The organism is Flavobacterium sp. (genome assembly GCF_040402955.1).
Classification (GTDB): domain Bacteria; phylum Bacteroidota; class Bacteroidia; order Flavobacteriales; family Flavobacteriaceae; genus Flavobacterium.
The window spans coordinates 48,441-68,783 of sequence record NZ_JBBALQ010000002.1; the positions used below are offsets into that span (position 1 = coordinate 48,441).

16 protein-coding genes are annotated in these 20,343 nt (G+C 31.8%); 11 read left to right on the forward strand and 5 right to left on the reverse strand.

Annotated features, from left to right (window positions below; translation table 11 throughout):
* Positions 1–151: 151 nt before the first annotated feature.
* The 4 genes from ABWP78_RS01435 to panC are packed head-to-tail and all read right to left on the reverse strand — an operon-like array spanning position 152 to position 3,601.
* Positions 152–1,366 carry an alpha/beta hydrolase gene (locus tag ABWP78_RS01435; protein WP_353168221.1) on the reverse strand — a complete coding sequence of 405 codons (1,215 nt, stop codon included), beginning with the start codon at positions 1,364–1,366 and terminating at the stop codon, positions 152–154.
* Positions 1,367–1,400: 34 nt separating this feature from the next.
* Positions 1,401–2,363 (reverse strand): lysylphosphatidylglycerol synthase transmembrane domain-containing protein, encoded by a 963-nt coding sequence (locus tag ABWP78_RS01440; RefSeq protein ID WP_353168223.1) that lies wholly within the window; start codon positions 2,361–2,363, stop codon positions 1,401–1,403.
* Between the two features lie 2 nt (positions 2,364–2,365).
* Positions 2,366–2,716: an aspartate 1-decarboxylase gene (gene panD, locus ABWP78_RS01445; protein WP_166075636.1), complete on the reverse strand. Its 351-nt coding sequence runs from the start codon at positions 2,714–2,716 to the stop codon at positions 2,366–2,368.
* A 36-nt stretch (positions 2,717–2,752) separates the two neighbouring features.
* Positions 2,753–3,601: a pantoate--beta-alanine ligase gene (gene panC, locus ABWP78_RS01450; protein WP_353168225.1), complete on the reverse strand. Its 849-nt coding sequence runs from the start codon at positions 3,599–3,601 to the stop codon at positions 2,753–2,755.
* 96 nt (positions 3,602–3,697) lie between these two features.
* On the opposite strand from panC, the gene ABWP78_RS01455 reads away from it, so the two are divergent.
* The 11 genes from ABWP78_RS01455 to ABWP78_RS01505 all read left to right on the forward strand — a co-directional run bounded on the left by ABWP78_RS01455 (position 3,698) and on the right by ABWP78_RS01505 (position 18,926).
* Positions 3,698–4,504 carry a glycogen/starch synthase gene (locus tag ABWP78_RS01455; protein WP_353168227.1) on the forward strand — a complete coding sequence of 269 codons (807 nt, stop codon included), beginning with the start codon at positions 3,698–3,700 and terminating at the stop codon, positions 4,502–4,504.
* A 5-nt stretch (positions 4,505–4,509) separates the two neighbouring features.
* Positions 4,510–6,315 carry a BamH family beta-barrel-assembly machinery protein gene (gene bamH / locus ABWP78_RS01460; protein ID WP_353168229.1) on the forward strand — a complete coding sequence of 602 codons (1,806 nt, stop codon included), beginning with the start codon at positions 4,510–4,512 and terminating at the stop codon, positions 6,313–6,315.
* 12 nt (positions 6,316–6,327) lie between these two features.
* Positions 6,328–8,175 (forward strand): glutamine--fructose-6-phosphate transaminase (isomerizing), encoded by a 1,848-nt coding sequence (gene glmS, locus ABWP78_RS01465; protein WP_353168231.1) that lies wholly within the window; start codon positions 6,328–6,330, stop codon positions 8,173–8,175.
* 310 nt (positions 8,176–8,485) lie between these two features.
* Positions 8,486–11,929, forward strand: a complete 3,444-nt coding sequence (locus tag ABWP78_RS01470) for a DUF7619 domain-containing protein (RefSeq protein ID WP_353168232.1) — start codon at positions 8,486–8,488, stop codon at positions 11,927–11,929.
* Positions 11,930–12,187: 258 nt separating this feature from the next.
* Positions 12,188–13,699: a F0F1 ATP synthase subunit beta gene (atpD, locus tag ABWP78_RS01475; RefSeq protein ID WP_353168234.1), complete on the forward strand. Its 1,512-nt coding sequence runs from the start codon at positions 12,188–12,190 to the stop codon at positions 13,697–13,699.
* A gap of 73 nt (positions 13,700–13,772) precedes the next feature.
* Entirely contained in the window at positions 13,773–14,054 is a 282-nt protein-coding gene (locus ABWP78_RS01480) for a F0F1 ATP synthase subunit delta/epsilon (protein ID WP_291241411.1), read from the forward strand.
* A 70-nt stretch (positions 14,055–14,124) separates the two neighbouring features.
* A complete protein-coding gene (locus ABWP78_RS01485) occupies positions 14,125–15,273 on the forward strand; it encodes an aminotransferase class I/II-fold pyridoxal phosphate-dependent enzyme (RefSeq protein WP_353168236.1) in 1,149 nt (382 codons plus the stop codon).
* Between the two features lie 5 nt (positions 15,274–15,278).
* Complete coding sequence (locus tag ABWP78_RS01490; protein WP_353168238.1) at positions 15,279–15,683, forward strand: putative signal transducing protein; 405 nt, start codon at positions 15,279–15,281, stop codon at positions 15,681–15,683.
* Positions 15,684–15,797: 114 nt separating this feature from the next.
* The gene (bioD, locus tag ABWP78_RS01495; RefSeq protein ID WP_353168240.1) at positions 15,798–16,418 is read left to right on the forward strand and encodes a dethiobiotin synthase; all 621 of its coding nucleotides are present in this window, start codon (positions 15,798–15,800) and stop codon (positions 16,416–16,418) included.
* Between the two features lie 85 nt (positions 16,419–16,503).
* Positions 16,504–17,781, forward strand: coding sequence for an adenosylmethionine--8-amino-7-oxononanoate transaminase (gene bioA / locus ABWP78_RS01500; RefSeq protein ID WP_353168242.1), 1,278 nt, complete (start codon positions 16,504–16,506; stop codon positions 17,779–17,781).
* Positions 17,775–18,926: a beta-ketoacyl synthase N-terminal-like domain-containing protein gene (locus ABWP78_RS01505; protein WP_353168244.1), complete on the forward strand. Its 1,152-nt coding sequence runs from the start codon at positions 17,775–17,777 to the stop codon at positions 18,924–18,926. The genes bioA and ABWP78_RS01505 overlap by 7 nt, the downstream gene beginning before the upstream one ends.
* A 37-nt stretch (positions 18,927–18,963) precedes the next feature.
* Here the strand turns inward: ABWP78_RS01505 and ABWP78_RS01510 are convergent, their stop codons facing one another.
* Positions 18,964–20,331: an NADH-quinone oxidoreductase subunit N gene (locus tag ABWP78_RS01510; protein WP_353168246.1), complete on the reverse strand. Its 1,368-nt coding sequence runs from the start codon at positions 20,329–20,331 to the stop codon at positions 18,964–18,966.
* Positions 20,332–20,343 lie beyond the last annotated feature (12 nt).

Consider the following 20,343-nt stretch of genomic DNA (forward strand, 5'->3'; position numbering starts at 1 on the left):
GAATTTCCCTTGCATATTCTAAAAATTATGACACGAATTTCACAAATTAATTCGTGCTAATTTGTGTCAAAAAAACTATAAAGCTGTGCAGACTTTTAGTCTGACAACCAAACTTATGGACTTCAAATCCATAGTAGTTTTTTTTTCGAAATTATTCGTCTTTTTTTGGAGCTTCAGTAGGTGTTTCCACTGGCGCAGATTCTTCAATTTCTTGTTTTGGTTCTTCTTTTTTAGATTTTAAGGCTTCTGCACGATCTAAGATATAATTTTTAGTTAGGTCACCAATTTCTGATTTGGCATAAGCATTTTGATATTCTTTAGCGGCTCTTTTGTAATCCCCAATTTTTTCAAAATACAACCCTCTGTGATATGTTCCTAACATGGTTTTTGGAAATTGTTTATCGGCATACGCACCTAAAATTTCAAAATCTGAATACGCTTTGTTTTTAAGTATTGCAGCTTCAATGGCTTTAAAATCTGAATATCGAGGTTGAACTTTTAACCCAATTTTTTTCTCAATATTATCATATTTATCAATTAAATATTGAGCATAGCCACTTTCTAATTTCAATATTTTTTCGTTAAATTCTAATTTTGAAATAGGTTGATAACCATTGAAAATAAAGTAAAATGCACTTGGAATAGCTTCGGCAACTAATGAATAATGCGAGGTGTTTTGAAAAACATCATATCGGTAGTTTAGATTCGTATTTTTAATTTCTTTTGCAACATCATCTAGTTTTTTTGTGTTTTCTTGAATTTCATCTAAATCTGCTTTTGATGTGGCATGATAATAAAACACCGGTTTTTGTATTTTAGACAATCTTTCTGCAACACGAACTTCCATTTCTGGAGCCATTTCTGGTGAAATAGAAATGTAAGCATTAAAAATTGGGTCGTCTTTAAATAAATAAAAATTTAAAAATCCTGCAGTTGTATCATGTCCTGCTATCATCCTAAATGGAAGTGTTCGGTATTTTTGTTGCATGTATGGCAATAATTCAAATCCTATAAATTCAAAAAACTTAGCACCTGATTTTGCGGGTAAGCCATCTTCACCATAATTGCTATCGTTAAAACGAGTTTCGCCATATTTTTGATTTATCGCAACAATAATTATTTCAGGCAAATCGTCCCAATAGTTCCCATATTTTAAAATTCCTGAAAACGGATCGGCTAAATATTCACCATCTAATAAAACTAAAATGGGATATTTTTTCTCGGGACTGTTTTCGTATGAAGCTGGTAGAATAACAGAAAAATTTCGTTCTTCGTTAAGTTTTTTAGATTGTATTTTCTCTTCCACTTTTTGTGAAAACAAGGAAATAGAAACCATTAAAAATAGCAGGGTACATTTGATTTTCATTTGTAATTGGTTTAATAATGTAGCAATATACTACTTATTTTTTATTTAAAACAGGTAATAATATATAAGATATCAAACCCAATACAATAGTTAAAAGCGTTTGAGATGTCCAAACCAAATAGCCAAATGCAGTTCCTATCTCTGTAGGAATTCCGTATAAAAGAAATATTGAAGCTATTGCATAAGGGAAGGCACCTAAACCACCAGGAGAAAATCCAACGGCGAAAGTTCCAAAAATAAAGCCCATAATTACAATATCAAAACTAATATTTTCGGTTTCTGGTAATGCAAATATAGTAACATAAAACATGGCTAAGTATGAAAACCAAATTAAAAAGGAATGGAAAATGTACGCCCATTTCTTTTTCATTTTATAAATACTTAAAATGCCTTCTGTCAATCCAGATAATTTATTTTTAAGCTTTAAAATAAAATTCAATTTAGAAAATTTCCAAATTAAAATACTTACAATAAAAAGCACAAGTCCTGTTATTGCAATAAAAATTATTTTATTAAAATTAAAATTATTATCTAATAAAAATTGATATATTTTATCAAATTGCAACACAAATCCTACACAAAGGAACAATAAGAAAATCAATGAATCTACAACTCTTTCAGCTACTATAGTTCCAAATCCTTTGTCAAACGGCACATCTTCGTATTTTTTTAAAACAACAGCTCGTGTAATTTCTCCACTTCTAGGAATTGTAAGATTGACTAAATAGGACACGCAAACGGTAAAAAAATCATTTCTAAATTTTGTGGTATATCCAAGATGATTTAGGGCAAATTTCCATCTGTACGACCTTGACCAACAACTTATCACAGAAATTACTAAAGATAAAAAAATATAAAAATAATCCGCTTTTAAAAACGTTACTTTAGTTTTTTCTATTTGGTCTTGCGACATGGTATTGAATTGGTAATACATGATGCCAAAACCAATACACAGAGGCAAAAGTATACCAATTATTTTTTTTATTTTTGCTTTCAAAACTAGGTTAAAGAATTATCTTTTTCATTAGGAAAAACAAGGCAAGGTTTGAAGGTTTTTGCTTCTTCAAAGTCAATTATTCCATACGCAATAATAATAATAATATCACCACGATGTACTTTTCGTGCCGCAGGTCCATTTAAAGTAATTTCGCCTGTATTTCTTGGCCCTTTAATAGCATAAGTTTCCAATCGTTCTCCATTATTTACATTCACAATTGCCACTTTTTCACCCTCAACAATATTGGCCGCTTCTAGTAAAGCTTCGTCAATTGTAATACTTCCAATATAATTTAAATCGGCTCCAGTAACAGAAACTCTGTGTATCTTAGATTTTACTACTTGTATTTGCATGCGGCAAAGTTAATTAATTCAAGTAAATTTTATAATTTATTTTAACGAAATATTATCAATTAATCGAATATTTTCAATAAAAACAGCAATAAACCCTCTGTAATTTTTACTTTTTGTTTTTCTTTTACACGTTAAAAGTGTTTCTTCATCGGCAATTTCAAAATATTCTAAAGTAAAATTTTTGTGTTTTTTAAATTCTTGCACCACAAAACGAGTAACTTCTTGAGCTGACTTTAGCATAAATTTATCTTTGGCTTCCAAAAGAATTTGGTGAATTAATTTCGATTCATTTCGGGCATTTTCAGAAAGGCGTTCATTACGGCTGCTCATGGCTAAACCACTAGATTCTCTGTGAATTTCACAAGGAATTACATTGACTGGAATTTTGTATTTTGTAACCAATTTTCTTACAATTTGCAATTGCTGAAAATCTTTTTCGCCAAAATAGGCATGTGTTGGGTTCACAATTTCAAATAATTTTTTAACAATTGTTCCCACTCCATCAAAATGCCCCGGTCGATGTTTGCCTTCCATTTGATGTTCTAATCCGTCGTAATCAAAAGAAGCAGAAATGGTATTGCCTTCATAAATATCTGAAACACTTGGGGCGTAAATAAGTATGTTTTTGTTTAATTTTTTAACAAGTTCTACATCTTTTTCTAACGTTCTTGGATATTTTTTTAAATCATCAGCATTATTAAACTGCGTTGGATTTACAAAAATGCTCAAAACGGTAATTTCATTTTCAGATACTGATTCTTCTAATAATGAAAGATGTCCTTTGTGTAAAGCGCCCATTGTAGGTACAAAACCAATTTTTTTTGATTGATTTTGTCCTTTTTTTAATTCAATTTGAAGCGCATTTTGTGTTTGAAAAACAGGCATATTATAATATTATAAAGTGCAAACTTACTATTTTAGTAGTTAAGTCCATAAATTTTTATAATTTTGCATATTAAACAAAAACATAACATTTATTATATGAATGACAAGAGGATATTATATGTATCATCTGAAGTAGTGCCTTATTTAGCAGAAAACGAAGTATCACTACATTCTTATGAGTTGCCGAAAATGATAAATGAAGTAGGAGGGCAGATAAGAATTTTTATGCCAAGATACGGGAATATTAATGAACGCAGACATCAATTACATGAGGTAATTCGTCTTTCTGGGATGAATTTGGTAGTGAATGATATGGATATGCCTTTAATTATTAAAGTTGCATCAATACCAAAAGAAAGAATTCAAGTTTATTTTATTGATAACGACGAATATTTTAAAAGAAAAGCTACTTTTTCTGACGAAGAAGGTGTGTTGTATCCAGATAATGACGAAAGAGCTATTTTCTTTGCAAAAGGAGTAGTAGAAACAGTAAAAAAATTAAATTGGGTTCCTGATATTATTCATGTTCACGGTTGGATGGCTTCTTTGTTGCCTGTATATTTAAAACATTATTATAAAGACGAGGGTATTTTTGGAGACACAAAAATTATTACATCTATTTACGCTACAGATTTTGAGGGAATGCTTGATGCGGAATTGATTACAAAATTAGCCTACGATAATTTACCACAAGAAGCTATCTCTAAATACAAAGAGCCTGGTTTTACTAATTTAATGATGGCAACAATTGATCATTCAGACGCACTAATTATTGCTTCAGAAAACTTGTCGGCAGATTTAACAAAATATATAGAAACTTCAAAAAAACCTTTTTTACCTTTCACCCCGAAAGAATTGTTTAAAGAAACATATTTAGATTTTTTAAAAAATAAATTACAATAATTACAATGAAAAAGCACATAACCGTTTTATTTTTAGTTTTTGCAATGGTATTTATTTCTTGTGACCAAGATTTTAATACGATTGGATCCGATTTAGTAGGTGATGAACATTTTGATTTCAGTTCTCATGAAGCGCAATTGAAGGCCTACTCTGTAAAAACAGAGGAAGTGCAAACCAATAACTTGCCTGTTAATCCTTTAGGTATTTATAATAATCCATATTTTGGCGTTACTAAAGCAAATTTTGTTTCACAAGTGTCATTGGCAATTCAACAACCTACATTCGGAACCAGTGTTCAAGTAGAAAATGTAACTTTGTATGTGCCTTATTTTAGTAACGTAGAAAGTACTAATTCAGATGGTTCAAAAGTATATGCTTTGCAATCTGTTTATGGAACAAACAAAGAAAGCAAAATGAAATTAAGCGTTTATGAAAACGGTTATTATCTAAATTCATTTAACCCATTAGATAATTCTCAATCAGCTCAACGCTATTTTTCTGACGGCTCTGCAAATGGAGCTCTAATTAATTTTGAGAATCAAAAAATAGGAAATGACGGCAGTGGAAATCCTGTACAAAACGGAACACGTTTAAATGATAGTCCAAGTACCACAGAAAATGACCAGTTCTTTTTTAACAAAGCAGAAATTATAGTTTATAAAACAAAATTCAATACCACAACAGGTGTTTTGGAATATATTGATGCAAATGATGTAGTGTTAGCCAATCAAAATGATGTGTCATTACGAGTAGTTAAGGAACGTTTAGCACCGGGTATATATTTAACTTTAAATAAAGCTTTTTTTAAGAAAAGAATATTAGAAGCTGGAAGTGCAAACCTAATTAACAACAACGAATTTAAACAATATTTTAAAGGATTATATTTTAAAATGGAGCAACTTCCAGGCGAAGAAGGTGCTATGGCTATGCTTAATTTTTCAAATGCTAAATTAAATGTAAATTATAGCTCTATAAATGATGGTGCTGTTGCAGGAACCGCTGCTACATCTAAAACTTTGGTATTAAATTTTGGTGCAGGTTCTGGCTCAAATTCAGTTTCATTACAAGATTATTCTTATTCAGGTGCTTATAATTCAGGATTAAACGCCTCCGCTACCAACCCAACATTTGGTTCCGATTCTAAATTGTATCTAAAAGGAGGAAAAGGTTCAGTTGTTTATATGGATATTTTTGGATCTACAGATGTTTTAAAACCGTTAAATGGGCAATTGATTTCAGGATCTAATGGTATTTCCGATGAATTGGATCAATTACGATTGAATGGCTGGTTAATTAACGAAGCATATTTAGAGTTTTACATTGATAAAACCGAAATGGCAGGCGCCAATCAGTTAGAAGCGGAAAGATTATATTTATTTGATGCTACCAACCAAAGACCTTTAATAGATTATACTTTTGATGCTACAACAAATTCAAATACAAAATATAACAAATTAATTTTTGGTGGAATTATTGAACGTGACGATACTTCAAACAAAAAAGGAATTAAATATAAAATCAGAATTACGGAACACATTGATAACGTAATTAATAGCACGAATGCCGATTTGAGAAAAAATGTAAGATTAGGTCTTACTGTTACAGAAAATATTAATTACAGTAATAGTTATTATTTTAAATCACCTTTTGATGTGAACAATACACCAACTGTGTCTACCGATGATATCGAATATTTTCCTGTAGCCTCAATTATGGAGCAACAAGGTGTGGTACTTCATGGTACAAATCCTGGTGCCGCAGACGCATCTAAAAAATTAAAATTAGTTATACATTATACAAAACCAAATTAAACCCTTATATATATGTGTGGAATCGTAGGTTATATTGGTCATAGAGAAGCATATCCAATAATTATTAAAGGATTAAAAAGATTAGAATATCGTGGTTACGATAGTGCTGGTTTAGTTTTATATGACGGAAAAAATTTAAAACTTTGCAAAACTAAAGGGAAAGTTTCCGATTTAGAAGAAAAAGTTGCGAAAGAAATAACTACTGACGGATATATTGGTTTTGGACATACACGTTGGGCAACTCATGGAGTACCAAATGATGTAAATTCGCATCCGCATTTTTCAAATTCTGGGAAGTTAGCCATTGTGCATAACGGAATTATTGAAAATTACGAACCACTAAAAAAAGAATTAATTAAAAGAGGCTATGTTTTTCATTCCGATACGGATACGGAAGTTCTGATTAATTTAATTGAAGACGTTCAGAAAACAGATAATTTAAAATTAGGAAAAGCAGTTCAAGTTGCCTTAAATCAAGTTGTTGGTGCTTATGCAATTGTGGTGTTTGATGTAAACAAACCAGACGAATTAGTTTGTGCGCGTTTGGGTTCTCCATTAGCAATTGGTATTGGTGAAGATGAATATTTTGTTGCCTCAGACGCTTCTCCCTTTATTGAATTTACTTCTAATGCTATTTATTTAGAAGATGAAGAAATGGCTATTATCCGGTTGAATAAATCCATGAAAGTTCGTAAAATTAAAGATGATTCTTTAGTAGATCCTTACGTTCAAGAATTGCAAATGAATTTAGAACAAATTGAAAAAGGGGGCTACGAACATTTCATGTTAAAAGAAATTTATGAGCAACCAAGCGTAATTAAAGATACTTACAGAGGAAGATTGTTGGCCAATAAAGGCATCATTCAAATGTCTGGAGTAGAAGATAATTTAGAAAAATTTACCAATGCCAAACGTATTTTAATTATTGCATGTGGCACATCATGGCATGCAGGTTTAGTGGCCGAATATATTATTGAAGAATTTGCAAGAATACCTGTTGAGGTAGAATATGCATCAGAATTTAGATACAGAAATCCTATAATAAATAAAGACGATGTGGTAATTGCTATCTCTCAATCAGGAGAAACGGCTGATACCCTAGCGGCTATAAAATTAGCCAAAGAAAACGGCGCCTTTGTTTTTGGAGTTTGTAACGTTGTAGGTTCTTCTATTTCTAGAGAAACTCATGCAGGTGCTTATACACACGCTGGGCCAGAGATTGGAGTGGCTTCTACAAAAGCGTTTACAACACAAATTACCATTCTTACTCTTATAGCATTGCGTTTAGCTAAAGCAAAAGGGACTACGAATCAAACAGATTATCAACGTTATTTGTTAGAATTAGAAATGATTCCTGAAAAAGTAAAAGAAGCATTGCAAACAAATGATGTGGCTTTTGAAATTGCTAAAATTTATAAAGATGTACCAAACGCTTTATATTTAGGAAGAGGGTTTAACTTTCCTGTAGCTTTAGAAGGTGCTTTAAAATTAAAAGAAATATCTTACATTCACGCTGAAGGGTATCCGGCTGCAGAAATGAAACACGGACCAATCGCTTTAATTGACGAACAAATGCCAGTTATAGTAATTGCTCCAAATAAAGGGCATTACGACAAAGTAGTTAGTAATATCCAAGAAATAAAATCAAGAAGCGGAAAAATCATTGCTGTTGTAACCAAAGGCGACACGCAAGTAAAAGCTTTAGCAGATCACGTAATTGAAATTCCAGAAACTTCGGAAGCATTAACGCCATTATTAACTACAATACCTTTGCAATTGCTATCTTATCACATTGCAGTATTAAGAGGTTGTAACGTAGATCAGCCAAGAAATTTAGCAAAATCAGTTACAGTAGAATAAATAAAAAAGCGAAATAATCTCTATTTCGCTTTTTTATTGAAAAAAATCAAAATTAGAGACTATATTTAGCTAGCCTTTCGATAATAATTTTTAAGATAAAGTTCCAAAATGATTAAATAGTTTTATTATTTTATTTAATATAATTTCTTGAAATTTTAATTTCAAAATATAAGAATAAAATTCTACTAACATTCAATTAAAATAATCACTATTTCCTTGATGTTGAGATTGTTTTGTAATAAAAAACTTGTTTTTTGTTTGTAAGTCATTAAAAATCAATCTATATTTGAAAACTATAAATCAACCAATCATGAAAAAAAAATTACATTTAAGTTTATTTGCATTACTTTTCGGAACACTTTTAACTTTTGCACAAACATCACCAGTTTGTGGAGGAACGTTTACTGATCCTGAAGGTGCAACTACAAATTATGCAGATAATAGTGATTATACAGTAACCATTTATCCAAATAATCCAGGAGATTTAGTTACAGTAAGTTTTACTTCTTTCGAAACAGAAGCCAATTACGATGGGCTTTATATTTATAATGGAAACTCTATCAATGCCCCACAAATTTCAAGTGCAAATCCAGCAGGAAATATTCCTGGCGGCTTACCAGGTGCTTTCTGGGGAACTAATAGTCCTGGATACATAACTTCTTCAAGTTCTGATGGTTCATTAACTTTCAGATTTAGAAGCGATAGCACTTATAATCTACCAGGTTGGATTGCTAATGTAGCTTGTGGTCCTGTAACGACTTGTTTACCGCCAACATCGATAATTACATCTACAGTAACTTCAAATACAGTTACATTAGCATGGACTGCAAATAGTTCTGCAACTCAATGGGAAGTAATTGTTCAACCATCATCTATGGCTTCGCCAACTTCAACTTCGACAGGTGTTTTTACAACTACAAATCCTTTCACATCTTCAGGATTATTACCTGCAACATCCTATAAAGCATATGTAAGAACAATTTGTTCAGCTACAGGTTCTACTAATTGGACTTCATCCTCAATTTTTACCACACCCACATGTTCAGTTCCAACTCTAGTTACCATAAATAGTACTAGTCTAACAAGTGTAGAAGTGTCTTGGACTGCAAATAACGCAGCAACTCAATGGGAAGTAATTGTTCAACCATCATCTATGACTGCGCCAACAGCAACTTCAACAGGTGTTTTGACAAATACAAATTCCTATATAGCTTCAGGGTTAATATCTGGAACATCTTATAAAGCGTTCGTAAGAACAATTTGCTCAGCTACAAGTTCTAGTAATTGGACTTTATACTCAATTTTTACAACATCTACATGTTCAGTTCCAACTTCAATTTCCACAAATGGCATAAGCCCAACTAGTGCAACACTAACATGGGCTGTTGGTTCAGCAACCCAATGGGAAGCACTTGTTTTATTGGCTAATGAAGCAGCACCAACAAGTACATCTGTAGGAATACTAGTAAATCAAAACACATATACCGCATCAGGTTTAACAACAGGAATTGCTTATAAATTTTATATAAGAAGAATTTGCGGTGTTAGTGCTAAAAGTAGCTGGACAACAGGTTATGCTTTTACTCCCTATGTATCTTTACCCCCATTAGTTACTAATACAACAACGTATACAAACCAGCAATTAGTAACGAATGTTTTAGTAAATAATCCTTGTATTACTATTTCAAATGTAACTTCTAGTACAGGTACGAATTTTGGTTCAACAAATGGTATTGGATATTTTACAAACACCAACCCAACTTTCCCGTTATCATCTGGAATTGTCCTTTCTACTGGTAATGTAAATAATGCACCTGGACCAAATACTTCCATTTTAAATGATGGTATAACTACTTGGACAGGTGATTCACAGCTTGAAAATATAATTTTAACAGCGACAGGAATAGCTATGAATTCAAAAAATGCAACAAAACTTGAATTTGATTTTACAAGTTTGAATGAGTTTATGAGTTTCAATTTCTTATTTGCTTCTGATGAATATGGTACTTATCAATGTGCTTATGCAGATGCCTTTGCTTTTTTACTAACTGATCTAGTGTCAGGTGTTACCACAAATTTAGCGGTTGTACCTGGAACAACAGCACCAATTTCAGTAGTTACTATAAGAGATACGCAATATAACAATAGTTGTACTTCCGTAAATCCTGACTTTTTTGATACTTATTTTTCTGGCGCTACTAATTATGCTTCAGCAACAAATTTTAATGGACAAACTGCTGAAATGACCGCTTCATCTGCTATTATCCCTAATCATCCTTACCATATTAAATTAGTTGTGGCTGATAGAAATGATGCTGCTTTTGATTCTGCTGTATTTATTAAAGCAGGAAGTTTTACAACTGGTCCGCCTGAATGTTCAGACAAAATAAATCTTATTGCATATGTTGATGTAAATAATAATGGAATTAAAGATAGTGGTGAAGTTAATTTTACTTATGGTTCATTCGTGTCTCAACAAAATAATGCAGGACCAATAAGTAACGTCTCTTCTCCTTTTGGAACGTATACAGTTTACTATTCAAATCCAATTAATACTTATGATTTTAGTTATTCATTAAACTCAGAATATGCACCTTATTATTCTTCTGGTACAACAAATTATAATGATGTGAGCATTGCTTTAGGAAGTGGAACACAGACCTTATATTTTCCAATAACTCTTGTGTCTGGTTATAATGACGTGGCTGTTTCAATTGTTTCAGTTTCTCCACCAAGACCTGGGTTTAATTACACCAATAAAATTATTTATAGAAATTTAGGTGTAGTAACAACAAGTGGACAAGTTTCATTTACTAAAGACGCTAATGTTGCAATAACTTCTGTATCACAACCTGGAATTGTTAGTAACCCAACAGGATTTACTTATGATTTTGCAAATTTAACGCCATATGAAACTCGTTCTATAAATGTTACTATGAGTGTTCCAGCAATACCTATTGTGAATATAAATAATATCTTGGCAAATAACGCTACAGTTTCTGCTCCTTCTGGAGATATTAATTTAGCTAATAATTCTTTTTCAAATTCTCAAATTGTTGTTGCTTCTTATGATCCAAATGATAAAATGGAATCGCATGGAAAAGAAATTCAATTTAATCAATTCGCTGCTAGTGATTACCTGTACTACACCATTCGTTTCCAAAATGAAGGAACTGCAAATGCTATAAGTGTAAAAATTGAAGATTTATTAGATTCAAAATTAGATGAAACTAGCATACAAATGATTAGCGCAAGTCATGGTTACGTAATGGAAAGAATTAACAACCAAATCATTTGGAAGTTTGATTTCATTAATTTACCTCCAGCGCTTTCAAATATGGAATTGAGTAAAGGTTATGTTTTCTTTAAAATAAAACTAAAACCAGGTTTTGCTATTGGAGATATAGTGCCAAACACTGCAAATATTTATTTTGATACAAATCCTGCTATCGTTACCAATACGTTTAATACTCAGTTTGTTTCACTTTTAGGGAATTTAGCATTTGAAACAAGTAATTTCTTATTGGTTCCAAATCCTGCTTCAAATTTTGTTCAAGTTTATTTACAAAACAATTCTGAAAGTATTAAATCAATTGTAATTTATGATATTTTAGGAAAAAAAGTTAAAGAAGTAAATGAAATAAATTCAAAAGAAGTTCAAATAAATACTAGTGATTTATCGAAAGGGCTTTATTTGGTTGAAATTACCTCCGATAGCTTTATAAAACAAATTAAAAAATTAGTAATTAATTAATTTCAAACCCGATTCAAAAAACGAATCGGGTTTTTTAAAATTTATTTTGACCAGAATCAATTTCAATTAAAGTCTTGATTGAAAATATAAAATCAAAATATGGATAACACAAAAAAGCGAAATAATTACTATTTCGCTTTTTTATTAAAAAAAGTCAAAAAATATATTGCATAATTGAATCTAAAAAAACTATCTTTGCACACTGAAAAAAGTATGTTTTTTTCAATAATAAATAGCTATTAAATAAATACATAAGCAATGTCTAAAGTTACAGGAAAAGTTGCACAAATTATTGGACCAGTTGTAGATGTAGTGTTTGACACTACTAACGGAGAACTTCCAAAAATTTATGATTCGTTAGAAATTACTAAAAAAGACGGTACTAAATTGGTTTTAGAAGTACAATCTCATATTGGAGAAAATACGGTACGTACTATTTCAATGGACTCCTCTGATGGTTTATCAAGAGGTACTGAAGTGGTTGGAACAGGAAATCCAATCAAAATGCCAATTGGACCAGATGTTTATGGTCGTTTATTCAACGTTATTGGTGATGCTATTGATGGTTTAGGAGATTTGCCTAAAGACGGAGATAACGGAATGTCTATCCACCGTGCTGCACCAAGATTTGAAGATTTAGCTACTTCTTCTGAAGTTTTATTTACAGGTATTAAAGTAATCGACTTGATTGAGCCTTATGCAAAAGGAGGAAAAATTGGATTGTTTGGTGGTGCTGGAGTAGGTAAAACAGTATTGATTCAAGAGTTGATCAACAATATTGCAAAAGGTCACGGTGGACTTTCAGTATTCGCAGGAGTAGGAGAAAGAACACGTGAAGGGAATGACTTACTTCGTGAGATGTTAGAGTCAGGAATTATAAAATATGGTGATGAATTTATGCACTCTATGGAAAATGGAGGATGGGATTTATCTAAAGTAGATATGCCAGGAATGAGAGAGTCTAAAGCTACTTTCGTTTTCGGACAAATGAATGAGCCACCTGGTGCTCGTGCTCGTGTAGCTTTATCAGGTTTATCTATTGCGGAATATTTCCGTGATGGTGCTGGAACAGGACAAGGAAAAGACGTGCTTTTCTTCGTAGATAACATTTTCCGTTTTACTCAAGCGGGTTCTGAAGTATCTGCACTTTTAGGACGTATGCCTTCTGCAGTAGGTTACCAACCCACTTTGGCAACAGAGATGGGAGTTATGCAAGAGCGTATTACGTCAACAAAAACAGGATCTATTACATCGGTACAGGCGGTTTACGTTCCTGCGGATGATTTAACGGATCCGGCGCCAGCAACAACATTTGCTCACTTAGATGCTACAACAGTATTGTCTCGTAAAATTGCTGAGTTAGGTATTTATCCAGCGGTAGATCCATTAGATTCTACTTCTCGTATTTTATCTCCAGAAGTTTTAGGTGATGAGCACTATGATTGTGCACAAAGAGTAAAAGAAATTTTACAACGTTACAAACAATTACAAGATATTATTGCGATTTTAGGTATGGAAGAATTATCTGAAGAAGATAAATTAGTCGTATCTCGTGCTCGTAAAGTACAACGTTTCTTATCTCAACCTTTCCACGTAGCAGAACAGTTTACAGGGATTCCAGGTGTTTTAGTAGATATTAAAGATACAATCAGAGGATTTAATATGATTATGGATGGTGAATTAGACCGTATTCCAGAATCAGCATTTAACCTTAAAGGAAGTATCCAAGAAGCTATCGAAGCTGGAGAAAAATTGTTAGCAGAAGCATAATAAATAGACAATTATCAATTATAGTTGACAATTAATTATCCATTGTCAATTATTAATTATCAATTATAAAAGTATGATTTTAGAAATAGTATCACCAGAAGCCACTTTATTTTCAGGAGAAGTAACCTCCGTTTCTGTTCCAGGAATTAATGGCGAATTTCAAATGTTGAATAATCACGCGGCTGTAGTTTCCATTTTACAAAAAGGAAATGTAAAAATCAGTGCAGCAAGTTTTAATATTGATAAAAACAACGAAGCAAAATTTACAAAAGTAAATGAGCAAACGTATTGGTTAGCCATTCAATCTGGTACTATTGAAATGAATAACAATAAAGTAATTGTTTTAGCAGACTAAATCAGTTATTTATTAAAATAACAATCCCGATAAGTGTTTTCTTATCGGGATTTTTTTTATTTTTACATATATGAAAATTCCAATTGTACTTCAGGAAAAATTACACTTTCGAAAAGAAGCAAATGCTTTGCGCAATTTGCCTATTGCTTCAAATGGAATCGATTTTTCATCCAACGACTATTTAGGTTTCGCTAAAAACGAAGAAATATTTGATACCACTCATCAATATTTAGTTGAGAATAATATAAAAATTAACGGTGCAACAGGTTCCCGATTAATTTCAGGAAATCATAATTTGTATGACATTACTGAAAAATATATTGCGGCTTTTCATCAATCTGAAGCGGCTTTAATTTTTAATTCGGGTTACGATGCTAATGTTGGTTTTTTTAGCGCTGTGCCGCAAAGAAATGATGTTATTTTATATGACGAGTTATGTCACGCTTCCATTCGTGATGGCATTCAAATGAGTCACGCCAAATCATACAAATTTCAACATAATAATTACGAAGATTTAGAAGCAAAAATTTCTAAAATACAAACTTCAAATTCCGAACTTCATACTATTTACATCGTTACAGAATCTGTTTTTTCTATGGATGGTGATACGCCAAATATAGAAACGTTAGTACAACTTTCAGAAAAATTTAAGGTACTTTTAGTGGTTGATGAAGCGCACGCTTTGGGTGTATTTGGAGAAAAAGGCGAAGGCGTAATACAATCGCAACAACTTCAAAATAAAGTATTTGCCAGAATTATGACGTTTGGAAAAGGTTTGGGTTGTCACGGTGCGGCTATTTTAGGAAATGCTGATTTAATTGAATATTTAGTCAATTTTGCCAGAAGTTTTATATATACAACTGGACTTTCTCCTCATTCTGTAGCCACAATTTTAATTTCGTATCAAAATTTGCTTCAGTCGAATGAACTTCAAAAATTAAAAGAAAATATTACTTTTTTCAATCAGCAAAAGCAACTTTTAGGAATAAAACCCTTGTTTGTTTATAGTAAATCAGCCATTCATTCAGCTATACTTCCTGGAAATGATAAAGTAAAAAATATCGCAGCTCAATTACAAGAAAAAGGCTTTGAAGTAAAAGCGATTTTGTCGCCAACCGTTCCAGAAGGTCAAGAAAGACTTCGATTTTGCTTGCATTCGTATACTACGGAGATAGAAATGAAAAACGTGTTAGACGAATTAAGCGCATTAATTCTATAATAAATATGAGACAATCATTAATTGAAATTGCTAATTATCAATATTCCTCTGAAGCGTATTTGTTCAAAGGAAAATTAGAATCCGAAGGAATTGAAGTGTTTTTGCAAAACGAAAATACAATTAATACAGATCCAATATTAAGCAATGCTCTTGGCGGTGTTAAAATATTTGTATATTCAGAAGACGTACTAAAAGCAAGGCATATTTTAGATGCTATTCCAGAGTATTCTCTTGACGATAAAGGGGAATTATTATCTTGCCCAAATTGTGGTTCTCAAAAAATGAATATGACAACCACTATTAAAGATTTTAAATCTTTTTTTGCTTTCATTTATGGTTTACTTACGTTATCAATGCCATTATTTTCGAAACAAAAATATAAGTGCGAAAGCTGTAACTTTGAATTTTAAATAAAAAAATTCAACAGAGATTCTCAAAATAACACAGAGTTTCACAAAGTTTTATTTGTATTTTTGTGCAGCTCTGCGAACACTTTGTGAATCTCTGCGAAACAACTCAAAAATATGAAACTATTTATCACAGGAATTGGTACAGATGTAGGCAAAACAATCGCCTCATCAATTATTGTAGAAGCCTTAGAAGCAGATTATTGGAAACCCATACAAGCGGGCGATTTAGATAATTCTGACACAAATAAAGTGGAAAAATATGTATCGAATACAACTACAACTTTTCATAAAAATGCTTACGCCTTGCAAACTCCGTCTAGTCCACATTATGCTGCTGAGATAGATGGAGTTGTTATAGATTTAAATAAAATTAAGGAGCCAGAAACGAAAAATCATTTAGTTGTGGAAGGTGCCGGTGGAATTTTAGTGCCTTTAAATAGTACAGAATGTGTTATTGACCTCATTCAGCCAGATTATAAAGTGATTGTAGTTTCTCGTCATTATTTGGGAAGTATCAATCATACTTTAATGACAATTGAAATTTTGAAATCAAGAAAGTTAAATGTTGCTGGAATTATTTTTTCTGGCGATGAAAATAAAGCTACAGAAAGCATCATTTTAGAAAAAACAAAAGTTCCTATGATTGGAAGAATTGATAACGAACCCTATTTTGACCAAAATGTAATTAAATATTACGCAGATTTGTTTCGAGAAAATCTTCAAAAAATAGAATAGATTATAGAAATAGCCTTTATCTTTGCACTATAATTTTAGAATTTATGAGATTTTATATTCTCTATTTTCTATTTCCTCTAAAACAATGACGCTTTCAGAAAAAGATAGTTTATATAACTGGCATCCGTATACACAACATAAAATAAATTCGCATTTTCCTGCCATAGTAAAAGGGAAAGACGAATTTTTATGGGATGAAAACGGTAAGCAATATATCGATGCTATTGCTTCTTGGTGGGTGAATCCCTTCGGGCATAGCAATACGTTTATTGCAGATGCCATTTACAAACAACTCACGACTTTAGAACACGTTTTGTTTGGTGGTTTTACTCATAATGTTGTGGTAGAATTAGCCGAAAAATTAGTTGAGATTATACCTTCTAATCAAAGGAAGTTCTTTTATTCTGATAACGGTTCTACGGCTGTGGAAGTCGCTATAAAAGCGTCTTTTCAATATCATTATAATAAAGGAATTAAAAAAAATACAATCATTGCTTTTGAAGATGCTTTTCACGGTGATACTTTTGGAGCTATGGCAGTAAGTGGTATTGGCTTGTTTACAGAAGCGTTTCAAGAGGCATTAATTAATGTAGTTCGAATTCCAGTTCCTACAAAAGGCAATGAAGAAATTTCAAAATTAGCATTAGAAAAGGCAATTTCTGAAAATGAAGTCGCCGCTTTTATTTTCGAACCTTTGGTTTTAGGTGCTGCTGGAATGGTAATGTACGAAGCTGCTGAATTAGACAAGTTGCTTTCAATTTGTAAGAATAATGATGTTTTCGCCATTGCAGATGAAGTGATGACAGGTTTTGGAAAAACAGGAAAACTGTTTGCTTGTGATTATTTGAAAAACCAACCCGATATGATGTGTTTGAGTAAAGCACTTACGGGAGGCACAATTCCAATGGCGATTACCACTTTTACACAAGACATTTTTAATGGTTTTGTGAGCGATAATGTCAATCATGCCTTTTTTCACGGACATACTTTTACTGCAAATCCAACAGGTTGTGCTGCAGCATTAGCGAGCATTTCTTTATTAGAAAAACCAGAAACGGCTAATAATATTAATAGGATTAACGCTTCGCATCTTGAGTTTGAAAAACATATTTCTAAACATACTAAAGTTAAATCAACTCGTGTTTTAGGAGTTATTTTTGCTTTAGAAATTCAGGTTTCTGAAAAACAAGACTATTACAGTAATTTGCGCAATCAATTTTATAATTATTTTATTGAGAAAGGTATTATTTTACGACCAGTTGGCAATGTGATTTATATTTTACCATCTTATATTATTTCAGAAGAAAGTTTGCAACAAATTTATACCACTATCGAACAAGCTTTAAACGAGATTCCATGTTAAAACAACCTGTTTTTATTAATTCAATTGCTTCAGTATCTGCTTTAGGAACTACTTCTGCCGAAATTTGGGATAATTATTTGCATAAAAATTCGTTGTTTCAAAAGTTGACAGCCAATAAAAAAGAATATTGGGTTTCTAAATTTTCAGATAAAGAAATTATTTTTTTAAATACTATTATAAATTCAGATTCGAAATACAAACATTTAGATAAATCGGTAATAATGGCGATTTTGGTTGCCAGAAAATGTTTTGCAAACAGTAATTTTTCGAATAAAAATATTGGAATTAATTTTGGTTCTTCTCGTGGTGCCACTACTTTATTTGAAAAGTACCATACTGATTTTATTAATGAAGGATCGGTTTCTACGTTTACTTCTCCAGCTACAACTTTAGGAAATATTTCGAGTTGGGTGTCGCACGATTTACAAACTAATGGCCCGGAAATATCTCATTCTATTACTTGTTCCACAGGTTTACACGCTTTGTTAAACGGAATTGCTTGGTTGCAATCAGGAATGTGTAATCAGTTTTTAGTGGGAGCAAGTGAAGCACCTTTAACACCATTTACGTTAAGTCAAATGACGGCCTTAAAAGTGTATTCTAATGAAGATAATGCTTTAGCCAATAGATGTTTGGATTTTGAAAAAACATCTAATACAATGGTTTTGGGTGAGGCGGCAGCTTGTTTATCGTTATCACTTTCTTCAGAAAAAGCAATTGCCAAAATCACAGGAATTGGCTTTGCTACAGAAATTTTATCAAGTAGTACATCTATTTCAACTGAGGCGGAATGTTTTCAGAAATCGATGAAAATGGCTATTGGAAGCTATACTGTTAATGATATTGATGCAATCGTAATGCACGCACCAGGAACTATTCAGGGTGATAAAACGGAATTTGAAGCCATAAAAAAAGTGTTTGGCAACAAATTACCGTTATTAACTTCAAATAAATGGAAAGTAGGGCATACGTTTGCTTCGTCAGGCTTATTGAGTATAGAATTGGCTATATTAATGCTTCAAAATCAACATTTCATTGAAACGCCATTTTATAAAAATCAAAACACGACTAAGAAATTAAATAGAGTATTGGTAAATGCCGTTGGATTTGGCGGAAATGCTGTTTCTGTTTTAATTGAGTTGTAAAAAAAAGTCCAAATGTAAATTTGGACTCTCTTATATCTTATATTAAATTCAGTATCGAATCTGGGAAAATTCCTATCAGAATTAATAATACTGTAGCTACTATTCCAACTATATAATATTCTGAATGATTGGCGTATTCTTTACCATATGTAGGTTCTTTAGTATACATAGCAATTACTACTTTAAAATAATAATATACCGCTATCATCGAATTAATTATAGCAACAATTGCCAATCCAATAAAGCCACTTGAGATTATTTGATTTAGTAAGAAAAACTTAGCAAAAAACCCTGCTAAAATTGGAATTCCAGCCATTGACAATAAAGCGATGGTCATAATAAAAGCCATCAACGGATGTTTTTTACCTAAGCCATTAAAGTTGTCTATGAAATCATTATCTTCATTTTTAGTTACAAATAAAATTACTGAAAATGCGGCTAATCCTGCTATTGCATACGATGTGGCGTAAAATAATAAATTGTTTTCTGCGGCATTTATGTTTAATAAAGTTAAAAGCATAAATCCAGTATGTGAAATACCTGAATAGGCAATAACTCTTTTTATTTTTTTCTGACGTAAAGCCATTACGTTACCAAATAACATAGTTGCAATTACAACCACAACTATCACTTGTGTATAACTGTAAAGCATTTGGCTGTTTAATATCGTAATTAACTTAAAGAATGAAGCCATAGCTGCAACTTTAGCTAACGTACTCATTATTGCCGTTACTTGAGTTGGAGCGCCTTCATAAACATCTGGAGCCCAGAAATGCATTGGTGTAGCGGCTACTTTAAATAGCATTCCAATTGTAATTAAAATCACCCCGATGTAAAACCAAAATTCAGTACTTGCAGAAATTGATGCTTCGTACAACGTTCCGATATCAAAAGTACCTGTTGCACCGTATAACATCGTAATTCCAAATAATAAAATACCTGAAGCAAAAGAACCCATTAAAAAGTATTTCATACCGGCTTCATTACTTTTTATGTTTAATCTATCACTTCCTGCTAATACATATAATCCAATAGATAATACTTCAATTCCTAAGAAAAACATAGCTAAATTACTGAAACTTACCATTGCCACTGCTCCAGAAAGCATAAATATTTTTATCGAAATAAAATCTGATAATTTTGAACTGTTTTTGTAGCTCGGCGCACTCATTAAAATTAGCAAAGCCGTTAATAATATAAATAAACTTGAAAATGCTTTTGCAAATTTATCTGAAATTATCATAGATTCGTAACCTGAAATTTCAGGTAATTCTTCAATTAAGTTTACACCAAATAATCCCATTAAGGCGATTATTGACACAGGAATAATAATCTTTTTTAGATTCATTATTTCTGCTAATAAACAAAATATTCCGATTCCTATTATAGCAATTAATGTAGTCATTTTATGATGATT

Coding starts and splice junctions, on each gene's coding strand:
- atpD (WP_353168234.1), top strand. CDS start 12,188: ATGTCTAAAGTTACAGGAAAAGTTGCACAAATTATTGGACCAGTTGTA.
- bioD (WP_353168240.1), top strand. CDS start 15,798: ATGAAACTATTTATCACAGGAATTGGTACAGATGTAGGCAAAACAATC.
- panC (WP_353168225.1), bottom strand. CDS start 3,601: ATGCCTGTTTTTCAAACACAAAATGCGCTTCAAATTGAATTAAAAAAA.
- ABWP78_RS01485 (WP_353168236.1), top strand. CDS start 14,125: ATGAAAATTCCAATTGTACTTCAGGAAAAATTACACTTTCGAAAAGAA.
- ABWP78_RS01480 (WP_291241411.1), top strand. CDS start 13,773: ATGATTTTAGAAATAGTATCACCAGAAGCCACTTTATTTTCAGGAGAA.
- ABWP78_RS01455 (WP_353168227.1), top strand. CDS start 3,698: ATGAATGACAAGAGGATATTATATGTATCATCTGAAGTAGTGCCTTAT.
- ABWP78_RS01510 (WP_353168246.1), bottom strand. CDS start 20,331: ATGACTACATTAATTGCTATAATAGGAATCGGAATATTTTGTTTATTA.
- ABWP78_RS01435 (WP_353168221.1), bottom strand. CDS start 1,366: ATGAAAATCAAATGTACCCTGCTATTTTTAATGGTTTCTATTTCCTTG.
- ABWP78_RS01490 (WP_353168238.1), top strand. CDS start 15,279: ATGAGACAATCATTAATTGAAATTGCTAATTATCAATATTCCTCTGAA.
- ABWP78_RS01505 (WP_353168244.1), top strand. CDS start 17,775: ATGTTAAAACAACCTGTTTTTATTAATTCAATTGCTTCAGTATCTGCT.
- glmS (WP_353168231.1), top strand. CDS start 6,328: ATGTGTGGAATCGTAGGTTATATTGGTCATAGAGAAGCATATCCAATA.
- bioA (WP_353168242.1), top strand. CDS start 16,504: ATGACGCTTTCAGAAAAAGATAGTTTATATAACTGGCATCCGTATACA.
- bamH (WP_353168229.1), top strand. CDS start 4,510: ATGAAAAAGCACATAACCGTTTTATTTTTAGTTTTTGCAATGGTATTT.
- panD (WP_166075636.1), bottom strand. CDS start 2,716: ATGCAAATACAAGTAGTAAAATCTAAGATACACAGAGTTTCTGTTACT.
- ABWP78_RS01470 (WP_353168232.1), top strand. CDS start 8,486: ATGAAAAAAAAATTACATTTAAGTTTATTTGCATTACTTTTCGGAACA.